This is a genomic window from Ruegeria sp. BB1, from assembly GCF_056539465.1.
Map to the genome: position 1 here is coordinate 21,854 of NZ_JBQFVB010000001.1, position 22,106 is coordinate 43,959.

Here is a 22,106-nt window from a genome sequence, read left to right on the forward strand (position 1 = left end):
CTCCTCAAGCTCGATCCGACGGTTTGCCGGGCATCAGGTCATAGGGGTGTTTCCAACCGGGCTGCTCGCTAAGGCGCGTCAGCCAGGCATCGATATGGGGCCAATCGGCGCGGTCAAAGCCGAATGGTTCGGGGTAATAGAGGTAGCCGCAGCAGCTGATGTCGGCGTTGGTCACGCCATCACCGACGATCCAGTCACGGTCGTCCAAATGGTCGTTCAGGATTTGATAGGCCGCCTTCAACCGCCCTTGGTTAAAGGCGATAACATCCGGGTTGCGGTGCTGTTCAGGCAAGAAGTTGATCAGAAAGCGGGTTAGCCCGGCCATCGAACTGAGCTTGTGATTGTCCCACAGAACCCAACGGAAAATCTCGTAATTCTCGTCGCGATCCTTGCCGCCGAACTTGCCAGATTTCTCGGTCACATAGGCCTGAATGGCACCGGATTGCGTGGTGCGGAAATCGCCATCGATCAGAACGGGTGCTTCGCCCATCTCGTTGACGTCGGCACGGTATTCGGATGTGCGGGTCTGGCCGTTGAAGAAATCGACAAAGACAGGCTCCCAGTCCAGTCCCGACATCTCAAGCGCCAGCGCGGCCTTGTAGGAATTTCCGCTTTCGCCGAAACAGTGCAGTTTGATAGTCATGCGATCACCCCTCCCGTGGTGTGCGTGGTCAGGTTGGATTCGAGTATTTTTGAAAAGATGAAGACTTCGCGTTCACTGTTTATCAACCTTGTTCCTTTGATATGGCCGAGCGGTACAGGCTGAAGAGCCGATGACCGTAAAAGGTGAAGTCGTCCCTGTCCTGAAGGTGAGTGCGCCCGGTGGCAGGGACGCATCACATTTTCATCTTTTCAAAAATACTCCCGCCGGAGGCGCCCAACCTCGAGTTGAGCGCGAGCAAATATCTGTTGCGCCTTGATCATCGCTTGCGCGCCTCAAGCTCAGAATTGAATTCGCGCAACCTTCGGGTCAGCTTGTCCTCATTGATCACACTGTTGAAATTCTCGAACAGAAAGGATAACGCCTCACCTTCGTCCAACCCGGCCTCGCGCGCAAAGCCGCGCAGTTTGCGATAGCTGTCCTCGGTCATAGCGACCGGAAAGCGGCGGGTCAGGCGAAAACGTTTTGGCATTGTCTCTCTTTCGAAAGTCCGGCCTCGGGGGTAGGACCCCAAGGCCGGGTTATGTTCAGAAGTTGGCGGCCTCCAGCGCCATGACCGTTTCCGCGCCGGTCTGGATGCGCGCCAGATGCATGCCCGTGGCGGGCAGGCGGCGCGCCATGTAGAATCGACCAGTGTTGAGCTTGGTCTCGTAGAACTCTTTGTCCGACGCACCACCATCCAGCGCGTCCTGCGCCGCCTTGGCCATTTGCGCCCACATCAGGCCCAGGCAGACATGGCCGAACATGTGCATGAAGTCGTACGAACCGGACAAAGCGTTATTGGGGTTCTTCATCCCTTCCTGCATAAAATACATGCCGGCAGCCTGAAGGTCTTTGGACGCGGCCTTCAGCGGTTCGATGAAGGCCTTATCATAAGCCTCATCCTTGCCGCCGTTTTCCTTGCAGAAGGATTTGACCATCTCGAAAAACGCCATGACGTGCTTGCCGCTGTCCTGCGCCAGCTTACGACCGACCAGGTCCAGCGCCTGAACGCCATTGGCACCTTCGTAGATCATCGCGATGCGGGCGTCGCGAGTGTATTGCGACATACCCCATTCTTCGATGTAACCGTGGCCGCCATAGACCTGCTGCGCCTGAACGGTCATGTCGTAGCCTTCATCCGTCAGGAAGCCCTTGATAACCGGCGTCAACAGCGAGATCAGCCCGTCCGCGTCCTTGTCACCCGACCGGTGCGCCTTGTCGATCATCGTCGCGCCCCACAGGATGAACGCGCGGGCCCCTTCGGTGAAGCTTTTCTGATCCATCAGATTGCGGCGAATATCGGGATGAACGATCAGCGGATCGGCGGGACCGTCCGGGTTCTTCACCCCGGTCACATCGCGACCCTGCAGGCGGTCCTTGGCGTATTCCAAGGCGTTCTGGAACGCAGCCTCGGCCTGAGACAGACCCTGCATGCCGACACCCAAACGCGCCTCGTTCATCATGGTGAACATGGCGCGCATGCCCTTGTGTTCTTCGCCCAGCAACCAGCCGGTGGCCTCGTCATAGTTCATGACACAGGTCGAGTTGCCGTGGATGCCCATCTTCTCTTCGATCTTGCCGACCGAGACGCCGTTGCGCTCACCCAGTGACCCGTCTTCGTTCACGATGAACTTGGGCACGATGAACAGCGACACGCCCTTGATACCCTCGGGACCGCCGGGAATCTTGGCCAGCACCAGATGGATGATGTTGTCGGCCATGTCGTGATCGCCGGCCGAAATAAAGATTTTCTGGCCGGAAATCTTATAACTGCCATCGCCCTGCGGTTCTGCTTTGGTGCGCATCAGGCCCAGATCGGTGCCGCAATGCGGTTCGGTCAGGTTCATGGTGCCGGTCCATTCGCAGCTGACCATGTTGGGCAGGTACTTGTTCTTCTGCTCGTCCGAGCCATGCGCCAGAATGGCCGAGGCCGCGCCATGGGTCAGGCCCTGATACATCGTAAAGGCCTGGTTCGCGCCCGAGAACATCTCGCCCACAGCCGTGCCGATGACGTAGGGCATGTTCTGACCGCCATACTCTTCGGGCATGTCGAGGCCGGTCCAGCCGCCTTCTTTCATCTGCTCGAACGCGTCCTTGAAGCCCGTGGGCGTGTACACGATGCCATTTTCCAACCGACACCCTTCAGTGTCACCCACCACGTTCAGCGGATGCAATACGTTGGTTGCGACCTTGCCGGCCTCTTCCAGAACGGCACCGGTGAATTCGGCTTCCAATTCGCTGTACCCCGGAATATCCGAGTCTGAGATTTTCAGAACATCGTGCAGAATGAACTGAGTGTCTTTTGTAGGCGCGTTATAGACGGGCATTTGAAGCTCCCTTAAATTCAGATGTCCGGGGATTGGGCCGCCAGAGTTACTCGGCGGCTTTGTTCTCGTTCTTCATCGAGGCGATGACTTTTTCGCCCCAGCGCAGCTGTTCTTTCAGATCGTCAATGGCTTGCGTCAGCTCTTCGCGGCGGGCTTCCATATCTGCCAGACGTTCCCGTGCGATTTCAAACGTACGGGTCATCTGGGTCATTTGCTGGTCGCCCACATGGTACAGGTCCAGTAGCTGCCGGATCTCTTCCAGGCTAAAGCCAAAGCGCTTGCCGCGCAGGATCAGTTTCAGGCGCGCCCGGTCACGTTTGGTGAACAGACGTTTCTGGCCCTCGCGGATCGGAAACAAAAGTTCCTTGGCCTCGTAAAATCGCAAAGTGCGCGGCGTGACATCATATGTCTCGCACATTTCACGGATGGTCATCAGATCTTCGGTCATGGTTTCAGCACTCTTGTCACTGGCGTCTATCAAAGTCAGTTGCGCAGTTGATGCGCACGTTACAACACGTAGATGACGTTCACGTAATGCAAACGCTACGTCACTATGAAAGTTGACGTAGCATCCTCTCGCGTCAAGGTGCGGATAACGCCCAATTGAAAACGTTACGTAACGGAATTTAGCTGTGGGGCGGGGGCTGACGCCTAACGGTCAGACAGTAATTCTGACGCAGCGCTGCGCTTGCAGAATGTTCTAACGGTTAAAAGTGGCCAGTTGATCCTGTCGAAGATCAACCCAGAGATTTAGCGGTCTGGTCGCGTAGGCGCTGCAGTTCTTCCATCGCCTCGTCCAGTTGCTGACGCTGTTTTTGCAGTTCAGGCATCTGCCGGTCGGCCAGTTTTATAAACTCGGCCATTTGCGCCTGATCCCCCTGATCTTCATAGATCAGCAGCCACTGGCGAATCTCTTCCAGCGAGAATCCAAACAGGCGCCCACGCATGATCAGTTTCATCCGCGCGCATTCCCGCGGCCCATAATAACGCGAGCGGCCTTCGCGTTCCGGCTGCAGCAGTTCGATATATTCGTAATAACGCAAAGTGCGCTTGGTTACGTCGAACTCTTCGCACATCTCGTTTAATGACAAACGGTTGTCAGTCATTTGTTGTCTCCTCAGCAGCAAACTAGGGCGTCGTGGCGGCAAGCGCAACAGGCGGTCTTGCTCTTTTGCAAAGCGCAGGCTCATAAAGGACGGAATCCAAAGGACACGCATACATGGTCGACAAAGTAGAGATTGCCCGCCAGTTCATTGAGGCGATTCCGCATGCCAACGCACTTGGTCTTAAATTGACGACCATCAGCGATGGCGAGGCTGAAATTTCAATGCCGTATAATGCGGATCTGATCGGAGACCCCAGAACTGGCGTTATCCATGGCGGCGCTGTGTTTGCCGCCCTGGATACATGCTGTGGGGCGGCCGTTATGTCCCATCCGTGCGCTCCGGGCGGGACGGCCACAATTGACCTGAGAATTGACTATATGCGCGCGGCGACGCCGGGGCAGAGCATTACGGCGCGTGCGACCTGCTATCACATTACGCGCAATGTTGCTTTTGTTCGGGCGACCGCGATGGACGACGATCAAGAACGCCCGGTCGCAACAGCGGCAGGCGCCTTTACGGTGGAGGGATTGTAATGGTGCGTCCCCGACCCGAACCCATGCAGGTGGTCAAGCAACGTCGCGACGCGGCCCTGAAGGCGATTGTCGACGGAGTCCCTTACATCCGCTTTCTCAATATCACCTTCGACCGACGCGGCGATGAGCTGACTGGGGTGCTGAACTTTGACGACAAGCTGATCGGAAATCCATTGCTGCCCGCGCTGCATGGCGGGGTTACAGCCGCATTTCTTGAGGTGACGGCCGTCATCACGCTGAGTTGGGAACACTTCTTTCCCCGCATCGAAAGCGGTGAGATCGAGGCCGAAGATTTGTTCAAAGCCGATGCGGTGAGATTTCCAAAAACCGTTGATTTCACGGTTGACTACTTACGCTCTGGCCTGCCGCGGGATGCTTATGCGCGCGCCTTTGTCAGCCGATCTGGCAGGCGCTATGCCTCGGTCCGGGTCGAGGCCTGGCAGGACAATCACGCACGACCCATCGCGCAGGCCACGGGGCATTTCCTGATGCCGCAGCCGAAAGCGGAAAGAGAGTAACCCGTGACGCAGCACGTCTCGGCACCCCTGACACATACGCGGGTGTTGAAAATCGCCGTTCCGATTGTGCTGTCGAATGCCACGGTTCCGATACTTGGCGCTGTGGATACCGGTGTGGTCGGTCAGATGGGGTTGGCTGCGCCCATCGGGGCCGTCGGTATGGGCGCGGTTATCCTGTCCGCGATCTATTGGATCTTTGGCTTTCTGCGCATGGGCACGACCGGTCTGGCGGCGCAGGCACGCGGGGCAGGGGATACGGCGGAAACCGGTGCGCTATTGATGCGCGGGCTGCTGTTGGGCGGCGCGGCGGGGCTGTTCTTTATTCTCACGCAAGTCGGGCTGTTCTGGGGGGCGTTTGCCCTGTCACCCGCCAGCCCCGAGGTTGAGGCGTTGACGCAGGATTACCTGCAAATCCGCATTTGGGGTGCCCCGGCAACCATCGCGCTTTTTGCCGTTACGGGTTGGCTGATCGCAATAGAGCAGACACGGGGCGTGTTCCTCCTGCAGGTCTGGATGAACGGGTTGAACATCTTGCTGGACTTGTGGTTCGTGCTTGGGTTGGGCTGGGGCGTCGAAGGTGTGGCCATTGCTACCCTGATCGCGGAATGGACCGGGCTGGCGCTGGGCCTGTATCTGTGCCGCGAAGCGTTCACAGGGAATCAATGGCGCGACTGGCCACGTATTTTCGACGCAGCGCGATTGCGCCGGATGATGCAGGTGAACGCTGACATCATGATCCGATCTGTTCTGCTGACGGGCGCGTTCACGACATTTCTGTTCGTTGGGTCCGATCTGGGAGACGTTAACCTGGCTGCCAATCAGGTCTTGCTGCAATTTCTTGAGATCACCGCATTTGCCTTGGACGGCTTCGCCTTTTCCGCCGAGGCTCTGGTCGGCAGTGCCGTGGGCGCGCGGAACCGGTCTCAGGTCCGGCGGGCGTCAATCATGGCGTCCCAATGGGGCGTAGGTGGGGCGTTCCTGCTGGGGGCTGTGTTCTATTTGGCTGGGCCTGCGTTGATCGATCTGATGTCAACCTCGGCCGAGGTGCGCGCGGCGGCGCGAGACTATCTGATCTGGGCCGCGCTGGCCCCGGCAATCGGGGTGGCCAGCTGGATGTTCGACGGCATCTATATCGGGGCCACCTGGACCCGTGCGATGCGCAACGCGATGGTTCAATCAGTTGCGATCTATGTGGCGGCCCTGTTCCTACTGGTGCCGGCCTTTGGTAACCACGGCTTGTGGGCCGCGCTGATGGTTCTGAACATCGCGCGCGGCGTCACCATGGGCTGGCGTTATCCCAGGCTGGAGGCACAGGTGGCCTAGATCAACGTCAACAGGTTCTCGGGCGGGCGCCCGATGACAGCCTTGTCACCTGCGATTGCCAGAGGGCGCTCGATCAAGATGGGGTTCTCTGCCATTGCGGTGATCAATTCATTAGCAGGGGTTGCTTTGGTCAGACCCAGTTCTTTAAACTGTTTCTCACCCGTGCGCATCATGTCTATGGCGTTGACGCCGAGTTTGCCCAGCACCGTACGCAGCTCATCGGTCGAGGGTGCGTTTTCCAGGTATTTCCGAACCTCGACCTGCGCGCCATTCTCTTCCAGCAGAGCCAGCCCGGCGCGGGATTTCGAACAGCGCGGGTTGTGCCAATATGAAATCAAAGCCAATCCTTTCGTTTACTTCCAACTGCTTGCGCGACGTTGTTGAATCCATCTCGTTCCAGCAATTTATCGAGACCTTGCGCGATATCTGCGGCCAGAGAAATACCGCCATACACCAACGCGGTATAAAGTTGCACGGCGGATGCCCCGGCGCAGATCTTGGCATACGCCTGTTCCGCGCTGCTGATACCGCCCACGCCAATCAGCGGGATTTTGCCCTCGGTCAGCTGGCTCAGCTGTGCCAGAACACGGGTCGAATTTTCGAATAAGGGCGCGCCGGACAGGCCGCCGGTTTGGCCCTTATGCCCACTGCGCAGCCCATCGCGGGACAATGTAGTGTTGGTTGCAATCACCGCGTCAACGCCTGTTTCCTTCGCCACATCGGCGATGTCCTGCAATTCGGCCTCGGTCAGGTCAGGGGCAATTTTCAGGAAAATGGGTAAAGGCCGGGACAGACCGTTGCGAGTTTCGATCACGCCGCCCAGCAATGCGCCAAGCGCGGCCTTGCCCTGCAGGTCCCGCAGTTTCTCGGTGTTGGGGGATGAGACATTGACCGTGGCGAAATCCAGATGCTCGGCGCAATGGGCCAACACTTTGGCAAAATCGCCGGGGCGGTCGTCACTGTCCTTGTTCGCGCCCAGGTTCAGCCCGATGATCGCATTCTTGGGGCGGTCGGCCAGACGGCGCGCCATGACCTCCATGCCTTCGTTGTTGAAGCCAAAGCGGTTGATGGCGGCCTTATCCTCAGTCAGGCGGAACAAGCGAGGTTTGGGGTTGCCGGGCTGCGGGCGTGGTGTAACAGCGCCCACTTCGATAAAGCCAAAGCCTGTGCGTGAGAGGGGGGTCAAAACCTCTCCATTCTTGTCAAACCCCGCAGCCAGACCCACCGGGTTGGGCAGGTCCAGTCCAGCTACGTGAGTTTTCAGCCGCGGCGATGTGACCGGCCCGGGCATCGGGGCAAGCCCGGCCTTCAACGCCTTGATCGACATGCCATGGGCGGCTTCAGGGTCCATCTTGTGCAGGACCGCCAGCCCCAGTTTCTCGGTCAGTTTCATCCGAAAGTCTCTCCACCTTTGGCCGGGGCGCAGCGGATCAGGCGCGAAGTTGCAACCGCAGCCTGCCTGTGAATAACCGCAGCCTGATAATCCGGGTCGGTCACCATTTCCAAAAACGCATGTGCAGTCGGATAGCGGGCGATAAATACCTCATCCCAATCTTCGTCCTGCGGGCCGATCAGAGTGGTCTGAAACGCGCCGCGCCACAGGATCGACGCCCCAAGGCGCGCGATAATCGGGGCAGTTTCTGCGCCGTAATTTCGATAAGCCTGCGCGCCGGTCAGCCCGGCATCCGCCAGTTCGTGGCCCGTCGGGTATTCTGCCAAGTCGCGAAACTTGACCAGATTCAACATCTCGATCGGATGATCACGGTCCAACGCCTTGAACGCTTCAAACTGGGTGCGGTCAGGGTCGACGAAAGACCTCATTCCATCCCCTCGGGGAATTGGTGGGCTTGCCCGTCAAAGGGCAGGGGGCGCGACCAGACGACATCTGTCATGCGGATCTGCCGGTAAAGATGCGGGAACAAGGCGTCTCCGCGCGAGACCTCCCATTTCAGATCATCGCCCATGGCATCGGCATCGCAGGCCAACAAGGTCAAGCCTTCGACACCGGCAAAGTGCTTGGCTGCGGTCTCAGCCGCCTGTTGGGCGGTCGAGAAATGGACATATCCGTCAGACACATCAATCGGTGCGCCATCCGAGGCACCCTGATCCTGCAGTGCGGCCCATTCCTCGGCCCTGAATATCTTGTAAATCAGCATGAGGTGGTGATGCCCCGCGTGACGGGCAGAATCAAGACGGATTTCCCCCTTTGACTCTTCTTGTTGGCGGGCGCACCATCACGCCAAACAAAAAACAAGGAGTATGAAGATGTTCACCCGCTTTTTGGCGTCTGCTGCAGTTCTGGGCCTAACCGCAGGTATGGCCGCAGCCGATTATAAATTGACGATTCTGCATACCAACGATTTCCACGCGCGTTTTGAGCCGATCAACAAATACGACAGCGCTTGTGATGAGGACGATCGGGCAGAGGGCAAGTGTTTCGGCGGTTCGGCCCGGTTGGTCACTGCGGTAAATGACGCGCGCGCGCGGGCCGAAAACTCGATCCTGGTCGATGGCGGGGATCAGTTTCAAGGTTCGTTGTTTTACACATACTACAAGGGCAAGGTCGCAGCCGAGTTCATGAACAAACTGGGGTATGACGCGATGACCGTGGGCAACCACGAATTCGACGATGGCCCCGAAGTGCTGCGCGGCTTCATCGACTCGGTGGAATTTCCGGTTTTGATGTCGAACGCGGATATTGCCGACGAAGAGTTGCTGATCGACAAGATCAAGAAATCGACTGTCATCGAAGTGGGCGGGGAAAAGATCGGCCTGATTGGCCTGACGCCCGAAGATACGCATGACCTTGCTTCGCCGGGCCCGAATATTACCTTCTCGGACCCTGCCCCAGCCGTGCAGGCAGAAGTGGACCGGTTGGCCGCAGAGGGTGTGAACAAAATCATCGTTCTCAGCCATTCCGGCTATGGTGTTGATCAACGCGTAGCGCAGGAAACCAGCGGGGTGGACGTAATTGTCGGTGGTCATTCGAACACTTACCTGTCGAACGTGTCCGACAAGGCAGCGGGTCCGTACCCGACCGTGGTCAATGGTGTCCAGATCGTCCAGGCCTATGCTTATGGTAAGTTTCTGGGTGAGTTGAACGTAACCTTCGACGATGACGGCAACGTGCTTGAGGCGGTTGGCGAGCCATTGATCATGGACAATACCGTGACCGAGGATCAGTCCGCGTTGGACCGTATCGCCGAACTGGCCGTGCCGCTGGACGAAATCCGCAATAAGGTAGTGGCGAATGCAGCAGACGCCATCGAGGGGGACCGTTCTGTCTGTCGTGTGCAGGAATGTGAGATGGGCAACCTGGTCGCCGACGCCATGCTGGCGCGTGTGGCCGATCAAGGCGTGCAGATTGCGATTGCCAACTCAGGCGGGCTGCGGGCCTCAATCGACCCGGGCGAAGTAACCATGGGCGAGGTGCTGACGGTGCTACCATTCCAGAATACCCTGTCTACCTTCGAGATCAGTGGTCAGGGGGTGATCGATGCGCTGGAGAACGGCGTAAGCCAGGTCGAAGATGTAAAGGGCCGCTTTCCGCAGGTTGCGGGTCTGACATTCATCTGGGATCCAATGGTTGCGCCGAACGAAGGGCGCGTGTCCGAGGTCATGGTTGCCGAGGGTGATGGTTTTGCGCCAATTGACCCGGCAGCGACATATCTGGTTGTGACCAACAATTATGTCCGCAACGGCGGCGACGGGTACAACATGTTCGAAGGCGACGACAAGAATGCCTATGACTTTGGTCCGGACCTGGCAGATGTCACGGCTGAGTACTTGGCTGAAAATGCGCCCTATCAGCCTTATCTGGACGGCCGTATCAAGCAGAAGTAACTCTGCGACATAGCAAAGAAAAAGGTCGCATCCCTGATGCGGCCTTTCGTGTTTCGGGCGCACTCAGCCCAAATCGTATTCGGGCCAGAGCGCGGGATCGAACCCGTCAAGCATGGGGCGTAGATGTTCGGACACGCTCTGCCATCCACCAATGGATTTGGTCGAGATCTTATTGCGGACCTGATCGATACTGGCCGTTCTGACCTGCTTGGTGTTTTTCTCGGGATGCATCATGGTTTCGTTCCATTCGATATCGCAGAACGCAGCAACCTGTTGGCTGTAGGTTTTCGGATCGGCCACTAATTTTTCATAAGGAACGGTCAGTATGCGGTCACCGAACACGGTATCCCAATGTGCCATATAGCGGCGGTACATATTCGCCGAATGAGCAATGGCTGTCAGGTTCGACGCATAACGCATCCCACCAGCCGGGAACCGCCGGATCCATTTCGACAACCCCACATCACGGGGGTCACGTAGCATGTTGATGATCTTTGCATTGGGGAAGGCGGCCAACAAGAAACCAACAAGCTGATAGTTGTGTGGCATCTTGTCAACGAACGCGACCGATCCGTCAGGAATCGGTGGCATCAGTTCGCGGAATTGCTGCGCAAATTCAGTGGCTTTTTCAGCGTCAAAACGCTGATTGCCCAATTGGAATTCATGCGACAGGTCAGACGCCAACGTCAACTCACCACACCCGGCGATATCGGGCGCCGAACTTAGCATCATCTCCATCAACGTGGTGCCCGAACGGGGCTGACCCAGAACGAAGATCGGAACCGGCCCATCGCTTGATCCGGCTGCGGGTAAATCGGTTCCAATGGGGAACAGACCGGTGATCTGGTTCAGCTTTTTCTCTTCCTCAGCGGCGTCGTACGGGTTGCTATCGTGTTGTACCTTGTTGGCTCGCACAAATTGAGGCATGGCGGCATTTAGATCGTCAATTACCGAGATCAGGTGTGCCTTGGCGAACTCCAACTCTTGATAGTCTTCGTCCCTGTTGGCGATTGCGGTCTCGACCGCCTCCATCAGTTTCGGGCCGTCATCCTTGGAGGTTACAAGGGACAACTGCAGCAAAGCGCTCATGTTTTCGGGATCTGTATCCAGAATACGCTGCAAGATTTCCTTTGACCCGTTTTTGTCACCACTTTGGTGCAGGTTCACGGCCTTTGCGAAAGCAATCTTTATGTTTTCCGGTTCCAACTCAAAGGCGCGAGAAACATCGCGCGAGTGGTCCTCGACAAATCCAATTTTCGAATAGGCACGGGCCCGTTTGCCCAGAAGGTTCACATCGTCGGGCTCGGCTTGCAGCTTCTTGCTCGCATGTTCAATGACCAGGCGCCAGTTACTGCCTTTCAGGTGAATCTCATCCAGGACGCGGTTCAGTTCTTTGTTGTTTGGGAACTGTTCCAGCTTTTGTTCAGTATATTCCAGCGCCCTGGGGATCTGTCCGGTCTGCATAAGCGCATTTGCCAGGTTTTCCACGAATTGAGGGTCGTCTGGCTTTATTCGTGACGCTTCGACGAAATGCGGAATAGATTTCTTGTATTGCTTCATTTCGGTCAGCACAAAGCCCGAGATGGCGTGGAAATCAGAATCCTTGGGGAATTTCTTAACGCCCAACTGTGCCTTCTTCAGCGCCTGTTGCAGCTTGCCTGCTTCCAAAGCAGCCACCGCCTTGCCTTTGAGGGTATTCGCTGTTTGATTTTGCATGTGACCCCGTGACACCCTGTGCCTGTATGAAACGATTATTGATGGTTCTTTACCCATGTGCGGACGGTTTGCAATAACCCTTCCAAATGACGCAATGGCGCAGCTGTTTTCAGCACGGCCTGCAAACACGTTGCCTGCTGTGCCGAACTTCAATGTTTGCCCGACAAATCAAGTGCATGTGGTGCGCGTTGGCGAAGGCGGACGCCAGTTGGATTCGCTGCGCTGGGGGTTCCTGCCGCATTGGTACAAGACCGAAACCGCCGGTCCGTTGCTGATCAATGCGCGTGCCGAAACTCTGGCCGAAAAGCCTGCATTTCGCGCCGCCTGCCGCGAACGACGCTGCCTGATCGTGGCAACAGGGTTCTATGAATGGACCAAAACTGAACAGGGAACACGTCTGCCATGGTACATCCACCGCAAAGATGGCGCACCGATTGCATTTGCCGGGGTCTGGCAGGATTGGGGCATTGAGGGTACGCAGCAGGGCACTTGCGCCATCGTAACAACACCGGCAAATCGCCACCTCAGCGCCATTCATCATCGGATGCCACTGATCCTTGAGCCTGATGATTGGCCTTTGTGGTTAGGGGAGGCGGGGAAAGGCGCGGCACGTTTGATGCAACCCGGGGCCGAGGGAGTCTTGGAGTTCTACCGCGTTGATCCAGCAGTAAATTCGAACCGGGCCAGCGGGCCGGGCCTGATTGAACCTGTCCCGGCGTGACTGGGCGCCTTTTCATTTCAAGGTTCGCAGGATAGACCGTTGGCATGGCTCTGAAATTTTCTGATCTACCCGGCCTGTATGCGCATGATTTTGACACTGTGATCGACGTGCGCAGCCCTGCTGAATTTGCAGAGGATCATCTGCCGGGCGCCATCAACCTGCCGGTGCTTAACAATGAAGAACGCGCTCAGGTGGGTACGATCTATGTGCAGGAAAGTCCGTTTCTGGCCCGCAAGCTTGGCGCAGCGCTGGTGTTTCGGAACGCGGCAAATCACATCGAACACAGCCTGTCGCACCACGAGGGCAGTTGGAAACCATTGGTCTATTGCTGGCGTGGCGGACAGAGATCAGGGTCGTTCACTTGGATGTTGCAACAGATCGGTTGGCGGGCCGAAGTGGTCGATGGCGGATACCGAACCTATCGCCGATTGGTGAATCGCTACCTCTATGACAATCCATTGCCGCACCGGTTGGTGGCCCTCGATGGATATACGGGCACAGCCAAGACTGACCTGCTGCTGCATTTGAAGGCGCGCGGCGTTCAGGTTCTGGACCTCGAAGACATAGCCAACCACCGGGGATCTTTGCTAGGTGAAATGCCGGGCGGGCAGCCCAGCCAGAAAGCCTTCGAGTCCGCTCTATCCGCCGCATTGTGCGGCTTGGACCCAGCGCGCCCGGTGGTTGTCGAGGCTGAACCCTCCAAGATCGGGTCGCTGATCCTGCCGCCAAGCTTGTGGACTGCGTTGCGGACGGCACCGCGGATTCAGGTGTCCGCTTCCCTTGAGGCGCGTACCGCGTATCTGGTTAAGGCTTACGACGATATCCTCTCGGATACCGAGCGCTTGCGCGATCGCCTGTCTCCGCTACGGTTCCATCGAGGACACGATGTGGTGGATGGATGGCTAGCGCTGATCGATGCGGGGGATAAACGGGCGCTGACGCGGGCGTTGATGGAACAGCATTATGACCCGGCCTATGCCAAATCCTCCAAAACACGCGCCGCCAAGATTATCGCGCAAATCGACGTGGCGGCGCTGGACGATGCGGGCCTGAACGCCGCAGCCGCTCGGGTTGAAGAAATTCTGGATCAGCTCTGAAGCCGCAAACCCGGAGTGTCAGTCAGATGCCCGATGATGACCGCCGGATAGCACGCGTGCCTTAGCTGTTCGCACAATTCGTGCGCCTGATCGGATGCGACGGCGGCCAGTAGTCCCCCAGCAGTTTGCGGGTCAAACAGCAGGTCGGCCTTGTCCGAGGATGGAATGCCCGGAACGATTGCGCGGTTGTCCTCGAAGATTGTCGACCGGACACCTTGAGCGGCCAATTCCAGCGCGCCAGTCATCAGAGGGATCGTGTCCAGATCCAAGACTGCACCACAATCCGAGGCTTCGCACATGCCCATCAGATGTCCGGCCAGTCCAAATCCGGTTACATCCGTCATCGCATGTGCCCCGGCCAGAATGCGCGATGCTGCGCCTTGCGGCTGAACCATTTGCCGCAAGGCATCGGCCACCCAACTGCCATCAGCTTGCCCCGCCATTTCAGCGGTCATCAACACCCCGCTGCCCAGGGGTTTTGTCAGGATCAATGCATCCCCAGGACGTGCCCCGGACAAAGTGATCGGGTCATTGTCGCACAGTCCGGTCAGAGTGAAGCCGATGGTCATCTCATCCCCGAGTGAGCTGTGACCGCCCACGATTTCTGCCCCGGCGTCGCGGATGACCTCGGTGGCCGTCGTCATGATCTCGGACAAGGTGCGGTGCTGCAATTGCGGGGACATACGCGGCAGGATGATCGTTGCCGTCGCCGCCTGTGGGTTGGCCCCCATGGCCCAGATATCCCCCAGTGCGTGAACAGCGGCGATGCGCGTCATCAGCATTGGGTCATCCGTGAAGCCGCGCAGGTGGTCCGAGGTCATCACTTGCCGCGCTCCGCCGGTTGTCAGCAGGGCGGCATCGTCCCCGGGCAAGGGGGTGATGTCGTCCCGGTTCGGCTTTGGCAGGCCACTCAGAACTGTTTGCAACGCGCCGCGTCCAACCTTGGCCCCACAGCCGCCGCACATGGGTTTTTCCCCCAGGGCTTCTTGCATGCCCGCTGCATGGTGGCGCGGTAGGGCGGGGCGTGCCATCTGGGGCAGGTTGCGGAATTTATTCATGAAGCTCTGGTCGATATGGTTCTTCCATCGCCACATCACTGGCCCGCTGAACGAGGTTCCAAGACGTTCGGCCAGTGCCGATTTACCACCCAAAGAGATCAGTTTTAGGTAGTCTTTCTGCGGCTGATATCGCCGCATCTTCCCGGCCCCCAGAGCGACCCGCAGATTGTTGAACAGGACCGGAGCCTCTCGGACCGCATAGACACCGGCCTTGGGACGAGGGTTATCGGCAAGATGGGCGCAATCTCCGGCGGCAAAGATCGCCGGATCGCTGGATTGCAGATGGGCGTCCACGCGGATGTAGCCGTCATGCAGATCAAGGCCCGTCTGGTTGATCCAGTCATAGGGGCGGGCACCGGCAGCCCCGGTTATAAATTCGGCGGGAACCTTGCGGCCATCCTCTAGCAGAACATGATCCTGTTCGATGCGTGAAATCGCGGCATGCTCGATCAGCTCAATCCCCAGATCGGCCACCGCCTTACGAATGGTCGCGCCCGGCTTGGTCCCCGTCGCCGCCAAGGCCCGGGCATTGTCGATCAGTGTCACCTGCGCTGTGCGGGTTTTGGCGCGAAGGGCATGAGCCATGGCCATAACCAGTTCTACCCCCGCGACCCCACCGCCGATCACGGCGACTGAGGCGGGGCCGCTGCCATCCAGATACTCCGCCCACCTGGAGGCAAACGGTCCCAGCGGCTTGGCGGGAACTGCATGGTCAGCAAATCCGGGCAGGGCCGGCATGTCCGAGGTGATCCCCACATTGACCGACGCCACATCGAAGGCCACGGGTGGTCGCCCAGGCACGTGTATCTGACGCCGGTCGATGTCGATACCATCAACCGGGCCCAGGATCACGCGCGCACCGGCAAATCGGGCAAGGCGCACCAAATCAATGTCCAGCTCCCAACGCTGGTAATGTCCGGCGACGAAGCCTGGTAGCATACCGGAATAGGGGGCATTGGCACCGGGGTTGATCACGGTCACCCGCGCACCGGGCAAAGGGTTCATGCCCCATTTCCGCAGTACAAGCGCGTGGGTATGCCCGCCGCCTATCAGAACCAGATCACGGGTCAGGGGCAGCGGGGGGTGATGCATGGAATTCAGGTCTTTGTGTGGTCTGGTACGTCTTCGACCTGCTCAACCGCGTGAGTGGCCCAAAGCTCATCCTCACCTGCGTCAGGCAGATCATCGGGCTTTTCATGGCGATGAATATGCCATTTGGCAATGAACAGGGCCGTGATCGGCGCAGTCAGGAACAGGAAAAGGGTGATCAGCAGCTCGTGCAGGGAAATATGCTGCTCGATCACTGCCGAATGAAAGATCGACGCCAGCAGCACACCACCCACACCTAACGTCGTCGCTTTGGTTGGGGCATGAAGACGCGACATCGGGTCCTTCAACTTTATCATCCCATACGAGCCGACAAAACCGAATATGCCGGATACGATCAGAAAGAAGGCGACTAGAAACTCGATTATGAACATTGGGGCGCCCTCACTCGATGATATTGCCGCGCAGCATAAAGCGCGCATAGGCTACGGTTGAGACAAAACCCAGCATGGCGATGATCATGGCGGCCTCGAAAAAGATCTCGGTCCCCAGAGCCAGCCCGTAAAGAATCATTAGCGCAATTGTGTTAATGACCATCGTGTCCAGCGCCAGAACACGTGTGCCCACACCCTCGGCCGAGATGATACGATACAGGCACAGCATGATGGCCGCCCCGAAACAGGCGAAGGCAAACCAGATCGCAATCTCGATCATTCGAAAATCTCCTTCAGACGGCGCTCATAGCGCTGTTTGATCTGGTCGCGCACCTCATCCACGTTGGGCGCATCCAGGCAGTGAACCAGCAGGTTGTGGCCTTGTGCCGACAGATCGCAACTGACTGTTCCTGGGGTCATGGTGATGGTTCCGGCCAATACAGTGATCGCTTCGGGGGTGCGCAGTTCAAGTGGGATACAGACCCAGTTGGGCTGTCGGTCGGCATCGCGTTTGAACAGGATGATACGGGCCACGGTGATATTGGCCATCACGATATCCCACAGCACCACCAGCATATACTCGATGATCATCGGCCAGTTGCGTAGTTTGGGTCTGTCGGGCCAGTAGGGCTGAGTAATGAAGGGAATGATAATCCCAAGCAGCAATCCGAACACCAGAGAGTTCAGCGAAGGCGAATTCGCCAGAAGCATCCACACCAGCGTTAGCAGGATCGTCAGATGCGGGTGGGGGAAAATTCGATGCAGAAGTCTCATTATTCCTCTCCCCCCAGAACGGCTGAGATGTAGTTTTCGGGTGTGAACAACTGTTCGGCTGTTTTGCCAGCGTAAGTCAGGGCAGGGCCCGCGAACAAGGTCAGCATCACAAGCCCCATGACCATGCCAAAAATGGCGGTGAAGGCCAGTCCGGGGTTTGGTTCGGGTGCGGGCAGGGCTGGTGCTTCCTCGTCATCTTCCACCTCGGGCGCCGGGTTGTGTTGTGCGTCATGGCTTTTCCAGAAGATCAGCGTGCCTGCGCGCGCCAACCCGACGATCGTGACGAACGACCCGATCAGGATCACGGCCCAGATTGCGTTTGCATCCGGTGCGTCGCGCGCCGTATCCAGCACTAGGAGCTTGCCGATGAAACCCGACAGTGGGGGCATTCCCGCCATCGCGATTGCCCCAACAAAGAACAGGGCCGAGACCAGCCCGCTTTGCGCCATCGGGGCCGTTGGCGCGATGGCCCCGCCCCGGCGTTCCATCACTAGGTCAGCCACCAAGAACATGAGCGCCGTGGCAAGGGTCGAATGAAAGATGTAGTACAGCGCGGCAGTTGTGGCCGTTTCGGTAAACAGTGAAATTGCGATCAACAATGTGCCCATTGATGCGATGGCACAAAAGGCCGTCATCCGTGCGATGTGCTGCGAGCCCAGAATACCAATGGCACCCACGGCCAGCGTCAGAAGCGCGGCAGGTTGCAGCCAGTCGCCCAGCAATCCTTGCGTTACAGCCACATCGGGCCCAAAGACCAGCGTATCGACGCGCAGGATTGAATAGGCACCCACCTTGGTCATGATCGCAAACAGTGCGGCGACGGGCAAAGGTGCATTGGCGTAACTGGCAGGCAACCAGAAATGCAGTGGCAAGACGGCCGCCTTGATACAAAAGACCAACAGCAACAAAACCGCTCCAACCCGCAATAGGGCGGTATCCTCGGGCGGAATTTCGGCGACTCGAACAGCCAGATCGGCCATGTTAAGCGTTCCGGTCACGGCATAAAGCGTGCCGAGCGCAAACAGGAACAAGGTCGAGCCCAACAGGTTATAGGCCACATATTGCACCCCGGCCTTCAGCCGGACCGACCCGCCCCCATGCGTCATCAAGCCGTAGGAAGCGATCAGCAACACCTCGAAGAAAACGAACAGGTTGAAGGCATCGCCCGTCAGGAAGGCACCGCAGACGCCCATGAGCTGAAAGTGGAACAGCGCGTGAAAGTGTTTGCCCCTGTCGTCCCACCCGGACGCAATAGCGTATAGCACAATGGGCAAGGCGAGCAGGGCGGTCAGCAAGACCATCATCGCAGACAGGCGGTCTAGCACCAGCACGATGCCGAAGGGCGCAGGCCAATCGCCCAGCTCATAGACCAGAATATCGCCACCTGCGGCCTGCGCGGTGATGGTCAGGGCAATCCCCAGCAACGCCACTACACCGGCGACCGAGAAGATGCGCTGCAGGTCCAGGTGATATCGCAGGACCATGATGATGAACGGGGCCAGGATCGCGGGCAGGACGATCGGCGCTACGATCCAGTGGTTCATGCGTCTTCTCCCGCGCCGTCGACGCTGTCTTGTGCGGTCATGTCGATATGGTCATCCTTCGACGACAGATAAGCGGACAGCGCGATCATCACGATCACCGCCGTCATACCAAAGGAAATCACGATGGCCGTCAGCACCAGCGCTTGTGGCAACGGGTCGGTATAAGGAACCTCTTCGTATTTGTTCAGAACCGCAGGCGCATCCAGCGCCAGCCGCCCGGTGGCGAACAGGAACACGTTCACCGCGTAGGTGATCAGCGACAGCCCCAGAATGACAGGGAATGTGCGGCGGCGCAGGATCAGGAAAATCCCGGCGGCGGTCATGATGCCTACGGCTGAGGCTACGAGCGCTTCCATCAGGCCTGCTCCTTCTTATCTTCGTCTTTCGAATCGTCCCGTAGCGGGTTGATATCCATCGGGAACTCTTGCGCCATACCCGGCTGCCACGCGAACCGCGACAGGCTGTCCAGCGCCAGCATCACCGCACCCAGCACGGCCAGAAACACGCCGGTGTCAAACAGGATGGCGGTGGCCCATTCGAACTCTTCCAGGGGTGGCCAATGGAGATAGCCGAAGTCGCTGGTCAGGAACGGGCGTTCGTTGAACCATGCTCCGATCCCGGTGGCGGCAGCGATCAGAACACCCCAGCCGATGGTGCCGTGATAATAGAACCGCTGTCGTTCGATGGCCCATGTGTAGCCACTGGCCATGTATTGCATCAGGAAGGCAATCGCGACGATCAGACCGGCAATGAACCCGCCCCCCGGCTGGTTATGGCCGCGGAAAAAGATATAGGCGCCAACCATCAGGGCAATCGGCATCATCACGCGGGTGGCCACAACCATCATCAGTGGATGTGAATCGCCCGATTGCGGCCAGTGCGGCTTGCGGTTCAGCAGATAGCTGCGAACGTTAGTGCCCAGAACGGCCTCGGTCAGGGCAAAGATGATCAGGGCGGCGATGCCCAGAACGATGATCTCGCCAAATGTATCAAAGCCCCGGAAGTCCACCAGGATCACATTGACCACGTTGGTACCGCCACCGCCTTTGTACGAATTGGCCAAGTGGAACTCGGAAATCGTGGGAAAGGCAAAATCCCGCAGCATCAGCGCATAGATCAGTGCGCCGGTGCCAAGGCCGGCCACCACTGAGATCGCCGCATCCCGCCAGCGTCGCGCCGCGCTGCTGTCCCACGGTGTATCCGTGGGCAGGAAGTTCAGCGACAGGAGCAACAGGATCATCGTCACCACCTCGACCGAGATCTGCGTCAGTGCCAGATCCGGGGCCGAAAGATAGTTGAACGCCATCGAAACGATCAGGCCTACGACGCCGATCAGCACCAGCGACAGCAGACGATTGCGGTGGAACCACATGATCGCCAGCGTCGCGCCCACCAGGCAAGTCCAGCCGATGAATGGAATGATCTGAATGGGCAGGGGCTCGCGCGTTTCGGGGCCTATCGTGCCGGTTGAATAGGCGTAGTAGCCAAGCCCGACGGTGAACGCGACAAGGATGATGGCGTACCGGCTGATCACACCATTATGCAATGTGTCGGTGATCCAGCGGCTGAGTGCAGTAAACGCGCCGATGACAGCCTCGAAGATGACCTTCGCTTCGGGGCGGGGCAGGGCGTTCCACAGCTGTTCGCCACGACGGTGTAGAGCCAGCAGGAACAGACCGCCTAATGTGGCTACGGCCGACATGTAAAGCGCGGGCGTAAAGCCATGCCAGAGCTTCAGTGAGTAGTAGGGCAGCTTCTCTCCACCGATTACGGCGCTGGATACAACCGCGACCAGAGGCCCAACGAGCGCGGCCGAATACAGCCCGATCAGCACAACCAGCACCACCAGGAAGGCCGGAGCCAGCCACATACCGACAGGCGGATCATGCGGGTGGTGCGGATAATCGTTGCGCTGCGGGCCAAGGAAGACATGCCCGACAAAGCGGAAGGAATAGGCAGCCGAGAACAGTGCCGCCAGCAGCGCCAGACCCGGTACCAGATAGTGCGAGTGCAGCCAGGTGGTGTGGACTGTCTCCTCAAGCATCATTTCTTTGGACAGGAAGCCATTCAGCGGAGGCAGACCGGCCATGGACAGCGCGGCAATCGTTCCGATGGTAAATGTAATCGGCATCAACTGACGCAACCCGCCCAGACGTTTGATGTCTCGGGTTCCGGTTTCGTGGTCCACGATCCCGGCGGTCATGAACAGAGCACATTTGAAGGTGGCGTGATTGATAATGTGGAATATCGCCGCCACAGCTGCAATCTTGGTGCCAAAGCCCAGCAGCATCGTCACCAAACCCAGATGCGAAACGGTCGAAAACGCCAGCAGTGCCTTAAGATCGTCTTTGAACAAGGCAATGCAGGCCCCGATCAACATGGTCACCAGACCTGTGGTCGCCACGATATAGAACCACGCATCCGTCCCCGCCAGAACCGGCCACATCCGGGCCATCAGGAACAGTCCGGCCTTCACCATTGTTGCTGAATGCAGATAGGCTGAAACAGGCGTTGGTGCGGCCATCGCATGTGGCAGCCAGAAATGGAACGGAAACTGCGCTGACTTGGTAAAACAGCCCAACAGTATCAGGACCAGCGCGGGCATGTAATACGGTGAGGCTTGGATCAGCTCTTTGTTCTGCAGGATGACGCTTAGGTCATATGAGCCCACGATATTGCCCAGAATCAGCATCCCCGCGATCATCGCCAACCCGCCACCGCCGGTTACGGCCAGCGCCATGCGCGCGCCCTGACGTCCCTCGGGCAGGTGTTTCCAATAGCCGATCAGAAGGAATGAACTTAGTGATGTAAGCTCCCAGAAAATAAGTAAAAGAAGGATGTTGTCGGACAGGACGATCCCAACCATCGCGCCCTGAAACAACAAAAGGTAGGTATAGAACTGCCCCATTGGATCTTCGCGCGACAGATAGAACCTCGCATAGAGGATGATCAGCAAGCCGATCCCCAGGATCAGCAGGGCAAACAGAAACCCAAGACCGTCCAGCATGAAATTCGCGTTCAGTCCCAGTGCCGGTATCCAGTCGAACCGCGCCGTGACAACCTCTCCGCGCATGACCGACGGGATGTGAATCAACAGCCCCATAAGCGCCAGAAAGGTGGTCAGCCCGGCGGCTGATGCTGCTGCGTTTCGTCCTGCCCGGATCAGAAGGGCTGGGAATACAGCTCCGAGGAAGGGAAGGGCCGCGATGAGGAATAGGGACAAGTGCGATACTCCGATCTGGGCGGTCAAATGTAGTACTGGTTTTTAAGGATAATTTTCTAACTGTCCAGCTATTGCAAGTTTTACCCGCAGTCCTAGCGCCATCGATTGGGGTGCGAAACAATGACGCGATCTTGATCTGCCGGTTGAAATTCAACGCGGATTCGAAATTCGGGCTGTGATAAGCACATCCCATCGGATC

Annotated in this window: 23 protein-coding genes; 6 read left to right on the top strand and 17 right to left on the bottom strand. The window is 58.0% G+C overall.

Features of this window, described 5'->3' with window-relative positions:
• Positions 1 to 4 precede the first annotated feature (4 nt).
• The 5 genes from ACR0AL_RS00100 to ACR0AL_RS00120 form a co-directional block, all read right to left on the bottom strand.
• Entirely contained in the window at positions 5 to 643 is a 639-nt protein-coding gene (locus ACR0AL_RS00100) for a glutathione S-transferase family protein (protein WP_170410522.1), read from the bottom strand.
• Between the two features lie 277 nt (positions 644 to 920).
• Positions 921 to 1,133: a hypothetical protein gene (locus ACR0AL_RS00105; protein WP_170349301.1), complete on the bottom strand. Its 213-nt coding sequence runs from the start codon at positions 1,131 to 1,133 to the stop codon at positions 921 to 923.
• A gap of 55 nt (positions 1,134 to 1,188) precedes the next feature.
• On the bottom strand, positions 1,189 to 2,970 hold the full coding sequence (locus ACR0AL_RS00110) for an acyl-CoA dehydrogenase C-terminal domain-containing protein (RefSeq protein WP_480661532.1): 1,782 nt from the start codon (positions 2,968 to 2,970) through the stop codon (positions 1,189 to 1,191).
• Between the two features lie 46 nt (positions 2,971 to 3,016).
• Positions 3,017 to 3,418, bottom strand: coding sequence for a MerR family transcriptional regulator (locus ACR0AL_RS00115; protein ID WP_170349298.1), 402 nt, complete (start codon positions 3,416 to 3,418; stop codon positions 3,017 to 3,019).
• Between the two features lie 289 nt (positions 3,419 to 3,707).
• Positions 3,708 to 4,076 carry a MerR family transcriptional regulator gene (locus tag ACR0AL_RS00120; RefSeq protein ID WP_170349296.1) on the bottom strand — a complete coding sequence of 123 codons (369 nt, stop codon included), beginning with the start codon at positions 4,074 to 4,076 and terminating at the stop codon, positions 3,708 to 3,710.
• 113 nt (positions 4,077 to 4,189) lie between these two features.
• On the opposite strand from ACR0AL_RS00120, the gene ACR0AL_RS00125 reads away from it, so the two are divergent.
• The 3 genes from ACR0AL_RS00125 to ACR0AL_RS00135 are packed head-to-tail and all read left to right on the top strand — an operon-like array spanning position 4,190 to position 6,450.
• The gene (locus tag ACR0AL_RS00125; protein WP_480661534.1) at positions 4,190 to 4,609 is read left to right on the top strand and encodes a PaaI family thioesterase; all 420 of its coding nucleotides are present in this window, start codon (positions 4,190 to 4,192) and stop codon (positions 4,607 to 4,609) included.
• Positions 4,609 to 5,127 (top strand): PaaI family thioesterase, encoded by a 519-nt coding sequence (locus ACR0AL_RS00130; RefSeq protein WP_170349293.1) that lies wholly within the window; start codon positions 4,609 to 4,611, stop codon positions 5,125 to 5,127. The genes ACR0AL_RS00125 and ACR0AL_RS00130 overlap by 1 nt, the downstream gene beginning before the upstream one ends.
• 3 nt (positions 5,128 to 5,130) lie before the next feature.
• Positions 5,131 to 6,450 (top strand): MATE family efflux transporter, encoded by a 1,320-nt coding sequence (locus ACR0AL_RS00135; RefSeq protein ID WP_480661536.1) that lies wholly within the window; start codon positions 5,131 to 5,133, stop codon positions 6,448 to 6,450.
• On the opposite strand, the gene arsC is transcribed toward ACR0AL_RS00135, so the two are convergent.
• Genes arsC through ACR0AL_RS00155 form a run of 4 tightly spaced genes read right to left on the bottom strand, consistent with a single transcriptional unit; the run spans position 6,447 to position 8,606 of the window.
• Positions 6,447 to 6,788, bottom strand: a complete 342-nt coding sequence (gene arsC, locus ACR0AL_RS00140) for an arsenate reductase (glutaredoxin) (protein WP_480662525.1) — start codon at positions 6,786 to 6,788, stop codon at positions 6,447 to 6,449. The two genes, ACR0AL_RS00135 and arsC, sit on opposite strands and share 4 nt — an antisense overlap.
• Complete coding sequence (locus ACR0AL_RS00145; RefSeq protein WP_480661538.1) at positions 6,785 to 7,843, bottom strand: quinone-dependent dihydroorotate dehydrogenase; 1,059 nt, start codon at positions 7,841 to 7,843, stop codon at positions 6,785 to 6,787. Before ACR0AL_RS00145 ends, arsC begins: the two co-directional genes overlap by 4 nt.
• Entirely contained in the window at positions 7,840 to 8,271 is a 432-nt protein-coding gene (locus tag ACR0AL_RS00150; protein ID WP_170359255.1) for a DUF1330 domain-containing protein, read from the bottom strand. The genes ACR0AL_RS00145 and ACR0AL_RS00150 overlap by 4 nt, the downstream gene beginning before the upstream one ends.
• Positions 8,268 to 8,606: a DUF952 domain-containing protein gene (locus tag ACR0AL_RS00155; protein ID WP_170517292.1), complete on the bottom strand. Its 339-nt coding sequence runs from the start codon at positions 8,604 to 8,606 to the stop codon at positions 8,268 to 8,270. The genes ACR0AL_RS00150 and ACR0AL_RS00155 overlap by 4 nt, the downstream gene beginning before the upstream one ends.
• A gap of 109 nt (positions 8,607 to 8,715) precedes the next feature.
• Between ACR0AL_RS00155 and ACR0AL_RS00160 the strand changes: the two genes are divergently transcribed.
• Positions 8,716 to 10,293: a bifunctional metallophosphatase/5'-nucleotidase gene (locus tag ACR0AL_RS00160; RefSeq protein WP_480661540.1), complete on the top strand. Its 1,578-nt coding sequence runs from the start codon at positions 8,716 to 8,718 to the stop codon at positions 10,291 to 10,293.
• Positions 10,294 to 10,356: 63 nt separating this feature from the next.
• Here ACR0AL_RS00160 and ACR0AL_RS00165 read toward each other — a convergent pair whose 3' ends face one another.
• The gene (locus ACR0AL_RS00165) at positions 10,357 to 12,009 is read right to left on the bottom strand and encodes a tetratricopeptide repeat-containing sulfotransferase family protein (protein ID WP_480661542.1); all 1,653 of its coding nucleotides are present in this window, start codon (positions 12,007 to 12,009) and stop codon (positions 10,357 to 10,359) included.
• A gap of 55 nt (positions 12,010 to 12,064) precedes the next feature.
• On the opposite strand from ACR0AL_RS00165, the gene ACR0AL_RS00170 reads away from it, so the two are divergent.
• Together ACR0AL_RS00170 and mnmH are read left to right on the top strand one after the other, a co-directional pair.
• Complete coding sequence (locus ACR0AL_RS00170; protein WP_480661544.1) at positions 12,065 to 12,730, top strand: SOS response-associated peptidase; 666 nt, start codon at positions 12,065 to 12,067, stop codon at positions 12,728 to 12,730.
• A gap of 44 nt (positions 12,731 to 12,774) precedes the next feature.
• Complete coding sequence (gene mnmH / locus ACR0AL_RS00175) at positions 12,775 to 13,827, top strand: tRNA 2-selenouridine(34) synthase MnmH (RefSeq protein ID WP_480661546.1); 1,053 nt, start codon at positions 12,775 to 12,777, stop codon at positions 13,825 to 13,827.
• Here mnmH and selD read toward each other — a convergent pair.
• Genes selD through ACR0AL_RS00210 form a run of 7 tightly spaced genes read right to left on the bottom strand, consistent with a single transcriptional unit; the run spans position 13,818 to position 21,907 of the window.
• Positions 13,818 to 15,977, bottom strand: coding sequence for a selenide, water dikinase SelD (gene selD, locus ACR0AL_RS00180; RefSeq protein WP_480661548.1), 2,160 nt, complete (start codon positions 15,975 to 15,977; stop codon positions 13,818 to 13,820). The two genes, mnmH and selD, sit on opposite strands and share 10 nt — an antisense overlap.
• Positions 15,978 to 15,982: 5 nt before the next feature.
• A complete protein-coding gene (locus ACR0AL_RS00185; protein ID WP_170349275.1) occupies positions 15,983 to 16,366 on the bottom strand; it encodes a Na+/H+ antiporter subunit G in 384 nt (127 codons plus the stop codon).
• 10 nt (positions 16,367 to 16,376) lie between these two features.
• Positions 16,377 to 16,646, bottom strand: a complete 270-nt coding sequence (locus ACR0AL_RS00190; RefSeq protein WP_058282485.1) for a K+/H+ antiporter subunit F — start codon at positions 16,644 to 16,646, stop codon at positions 16,377 to 16,379.
• On the bottom strand, positions 16,643 to 17,140 hold the full coding sequence (locus tag ACR0AL_RS00195; protein WP_170349274.1) for a Na+/H+ antiporter subunit E: 498 nt from the start codon (positions 17,138 to 17,140) through the stop codon (positions 16,643 to 16,645). The genes ACR0AL_RS00190 and ACR0AL_RS00195 overlap by 4 nt, the downstream gene beginning before the upstream one ends.
• On the bottom strand, positions 17,140 to 18,684 hold the full coding sequence (locus ACR0AL_RS00200; protein ID WP_170549680.1) for a monovalent cation/H+ antiporter subunit D: 1,545 nt from the start codon (positions 18,682 to 18,684) through the stop codon (positions 17,140 to 17,142). Before ACR0AL_RS00200 ends, ACR0AL_RS00195 begins: the two co-directional genes overlap by 1 nt.
• Positions 18,681 to 19,040 (bottom strand): Na+/H+ antiporter subunit C, encoded by a 360-nt coding sequence (locus ACR0AL_RS00205; protein WP_170349272.1) that lies wholly within the window; start codon positions 19,038 to 19,040, stop codon positions 18,681 to 18,683. The genes ACR0AL_RS00200 and ACR0AL_RS00205 overlap by 4 nt, the downstream gene beginning before the upstream one ends.
• The gene (locus ACR0AL_RS00210; protein ID WP_425080346.1) at positions 19,040 to 21,907 is read right to left on the bottom strand and encodes a monovalent cation/H+ antiporter subunit A; all 2,868 of its coding nucleotides are present in this window, start codon (positions 21,905 to 21,907) and stop codon (positions 19,040 to 19,042) included. The genes ACR0AL_RS00205 and ACR0AL_RS00210 overlap by 1 nt, the downstream gene beginning before the upstream one ends.
• Positions 21,908 to 22,106: the final 199 nt, after the last annotated feature.

What these genes read in the sequence shown, in the direction of transcription:
- ACR0AL_RS00100 (WP_170410522.1), bottom strand. Translation starts at nt 643, where the DNA reads ATGACTATCAAACTGCACTGTTTCGGCGAAAGCGGAAATTCCTACAAG.
- ACR0AL_RS00105 (WP_170349301.1), bottom strand. Translation starts at nt 1,133, where the DNA reads ATGCCAAAACGTTTTCGCCTGACCCGCCGCTTTCCGGTCGCTATGACC.
- ACR0AL_RS00110 (WP_480661532.1), bottom strand. Translation starts at nt 2,970, where the DNA reads ATGCCCGTCTATAACGCGCCTACAAAAGACACTCAGTTCATTCTGCAC.
- ACR0AL_RS00115 (WP_170349298.1), bottom strand. Translation starts at nt 3,418, where the DNA reads ATGACCGAAGATCTGATGACCATCCGTGAAATGTGCGAGACATATGAT.
- ACR0AL_RS00120 (WP_170349296.1), bottom strand. Translation starts at nt 4,076, where the DNA reads ATGACTGACAACCGTTTGTCATTAAACGAGATGTGCGAAGAGTTCGAC.
- ACR0AL_RS00125 (WP_480661534.1), top strand. Translation starts at nt 4,190, where the DNA reads ATGGTCGACAAAGTAGAGATTGCCCGCCAGTTCATTGAGGCGATTCCG.
- ACR0AL_RS00130 (WP_170349293.1), top strand. Translation starts at nt 4,609, where the DNA reads ATGGTGCGTCCCCGACCCGAACCCATGCAGGTGGTCAAGCAACGTCGC.
- ACR0AL_RS00145 (WP_480661538.1), bottom strand. Translation starts at nt 7,843, where the DNA reads ATGAAACTGACCGAGAAACTGGGGCTGGCGGTCCTGCACAAGATGGAC.
- ACR0AL_RS00150 (WP_170359255.1), bottom strand. Translation starts at nt 8,271, where the DNA reads ATGAGGTCTTTCGTCGACCCTGACCGCACCCAGTTTGAAGCGTTCAAG.
- ACR0AL_RS00155 (WP_170517292.1), bottom strand. Translation starts at nt 8,606, where the DNA reads ATGCTGATTTACAAGATATTCAGGGCCGAGGAATGGGCCGCACTGCAG.
- ACR0AL_RS00160 (WP_480661540.1), top strand. Translation starts at nt 8,716, where the DNA reads ATGTTCACCCGCTTTTTGGCGTCTGCTGCAGTTCTGGGCCTAACCGCA.
- ACR0AL_RS00165 (WP_480661542.1), bottom strand. Translation starts at nt 12,009, where the DNA reads ATGCAAAATCAAACAGCGAATACCCTCAAAGGCAAGGCGGTGGCTGCT.
- ACR0AL_RS00170 (WP_480661544.1), top strand. Translation starts at nt 12,065, where the DNA reads ATGTGCGGACGGTTTGCAATAACCCTTCCAAATGACGCAATGGCGCAG.
- mnmH (WP_480661546.1), top strand. Translation starts at nt 12,775, where the DNA reads ATGGCTCTGAAATTTTCTGATCTACCCGGCCTGTATGCGCATGATTTT.
- selD (WP_480661548.1), bottom strand. Translation starts at nt 15,977, where the DNA reads ATGCATCACCCCCCGCTGCCCCTGACCCGTGATCTGGTTCTGATAGGC.
- ACR0AL_RS00185 (WP_170349275.1), bottom strand. Translation starts at nt 16,366, where the DNA reads ATGTTCATAATCGAGTTTCTAGTCGCCTTCTTTCTGATCGTATCCGGC.
- ACR0AL_RS00190 (WP_058282485.1), bottom strand. Translation starts at nt 16,646, where the DNA reads ATGATCGAGATTGCGATCTGGTTTGCCTTCGCCTGTTTCGGGGCGGCC.
- ACR0AL_RS00195 (WP_170349274.1), bottom strand. Translation starts at nt 17,140, where the DNA reads ATGAGACTTCTGCATCGAATTTTCCCCCACCCGCATCTGACGATCCTG.
- ACR0AL_RS00200 (WP_170549680.1), bottom strand. Translation starts at nt 18,684, where the DNA reads ATGAACCACTGGATCGTAGCGCCGATCGTCCTGCCCGCGATCCTGGCC.
- ACR0AL_RS00205 (WP_170349272.1), bottom strand. Translation starts at nt 19,040, where the DNA reads ATGGAAGCGCTCGTAGCCTCAGCCGTAGGCATCATGACCGCCGCCGGG.